Origin of the sequence: Aliikangiella sp. G2MR2-5, from assembly GCF_015687155.1 — a bacterium.
Taxonomy (GTDB): domain Bacteria; phylum Pseudomonadota; class Gammaproteobacteria; order Enterobacterales; family Kangiellaceae; genus Aliikangiella.
Genome location: NZ_JADPQF010000018.1, coordinates 1 through 1,759 on the forward strand (window position 1 = coordinate 1; position 1,759 = coordinate 1,759).

3 protein-coding genes are annotated in these 1,759 nt (G+C 36.7%); all 3 read left to right on the forward strand.

The annotated features are described in order from the left end of the window. Positions 1-323: hypothetical protein (locus IYN84_RS20810; RefSeq protein WP_196141211.1), on the forward strand; the 323-nt coding region annotated here is incomplete at its 5' end. 92 nt (positions 324-415) lie between these two features. Beyond that, positions 416-874 (forward strand): hypothetical protein, encoded by a 459-nt coding sequence (locus IYN84_RS20815; protein ID WP_210330782.1) that lies wholly within the window; start codon positions 416-418, stop codon positions 872-874. A gap of 417 nt (positions 875-1,291) precedes the next feature. Beyond that, the gene (locus IYN84_RS20820) at positions 1,292-1,687 is read left to right on the forward strand and encodes a hypothetical protein (RefSeq protein WP_196141213.1); all 396 of its coding nucleotides are present in this window, start codon (positions 1,292-1,294) and stop codon (positions 1,685-1,687) included. The last annotated feature ends 72 nt before the right edge of the window (positions 1,688-1,759 follow it).

Genomic DNA, 1,759 nt, shown 5'->3' on the forward strand with positions numbered 1-1,759 from the left:
TGTGTATGAATGAAGATTATCCGGTATTGCTAGGGAATATCTTTGGTGTAAAGCATCCGATAGATCTTGAACGATTACTTTCGAAGCATGGAGTTCATTCCGAGTCTAATCAATATAGCTTGCGAATTTCAGAATATGACTATTTCAAAGTAGAGTTTGACCATGGAATTAACCAAATATTTTCTGATGCAGATACTATAGAAGAATTAATTAATCGAGCTCGTCGAATTTCTGAAATCTTGACACTTGAGCAAATTCAGCACGGTTTTGAAATCTATGATGATAGTGGAGATATTTTGGTAGCGGAATTTCGATATGAGTAATAAATTAGAAACACATAACAATACGCTGAAATTTAGCGTTAAAAAACACGCAAAATTAGCTTTGCGTTAAGGATCAAAAAACCTCGATGGAATTGACGAACTGCTTTGGCAATGAATGTGAAATTAAGCCTTATCTAGAACTGTATAAGAATAAAGAATATGTCAAGGTGCGAGAATGGCTTTGGGATGAACTCTATCATCAGGGAGATATAGGAACTGCTTCTATTGCATGGGTACTAGAAGCCAATGAAATCTTTCTTAAGCAAACCGATGACTTAGATTGGGATTATCTTGGGTTTGTCTATCGTGTGATGCAATCGTTGGAATACTACAACTTTATTCCCTGCCCCGATTGGGCAAAAACCAAATATAGAGAATGTGCGAAAAAAGCACTAAATCACGCTATGAATCATTTACCTGAAGAGCCAACCCAAGAACAACAGCTATCCGTACTTTGCGTAACATGTGCTATTACCAAAACATATGATTCGTACACACTGTTAGAGTATGGATGGGGATATGAAGCAAAGATTATGGAACTTGACTTCTAAATCCTTAACCATACATTGGAGAACGACGCTAAGAACACGCGTCTCAATTTGGCGTTATGTTCAATATGAGTAATAGGAAATATTTTGAGCTCCGATAATATAGTCGACATAATAATAATTCTAATCTGCTTGTATCTATTCATATCGACTTACAGGCAGAAACGCGAAATTGCATATAAGATTTTTTGGTATATTCCTTATTGTATTGCTTTCATAGGTGCGACGTGCGATTTAAGTGGAATATTGCTTGGAGAAACTGGAAACACAATATTAAAACTAAGTTTATATTCTACTTTAATTTGGGCTGTAGTTTATTCGTTTGGAGTTACAGCCTATCTGAAAAAGAAACATAACCAGGCGCTGAAAGAAGACGCCGATAACAACAGCGCTTCTTAGCGAAGCGTTAGGTATATAAAAGTGTCAAGAAGTAGGCTAGTAGAAATTCTTACGGCGCTCGTCAAAGATTACGACTTAAGAAACGAACTGAAAGAAGTCTGCATCTCCTTATACGAGACAGGTCAACTTACCATCGGTGGCCGAAGAATGTTGATCTCGGAAATGTATGATGGACAGCCGTATGAAGAAACCACAGGTTGTATTCAAATAGTCTTTGCTAGTTCTTCAGACAGTTTCTTTTCTGAAGATGCTAGAGATAATGCTGATTTGACTGACGAATTTAGGGACCTACTGATACATGGGAGTGAGAGAGCCGATTTGCAGAGCTTTCTTACCAACCTAAAAGTAGAGACATTGCTTTCAGTGGCGCCAAAATTGGAATTTATATCGTTTGAAAATAAATGGAAAAATACCTAACAAGAAATTGCAAAATATTCAGGTTAAACTACAACCTGAATTTTTGAATTGAGCGTTATGTGAACTAATCAC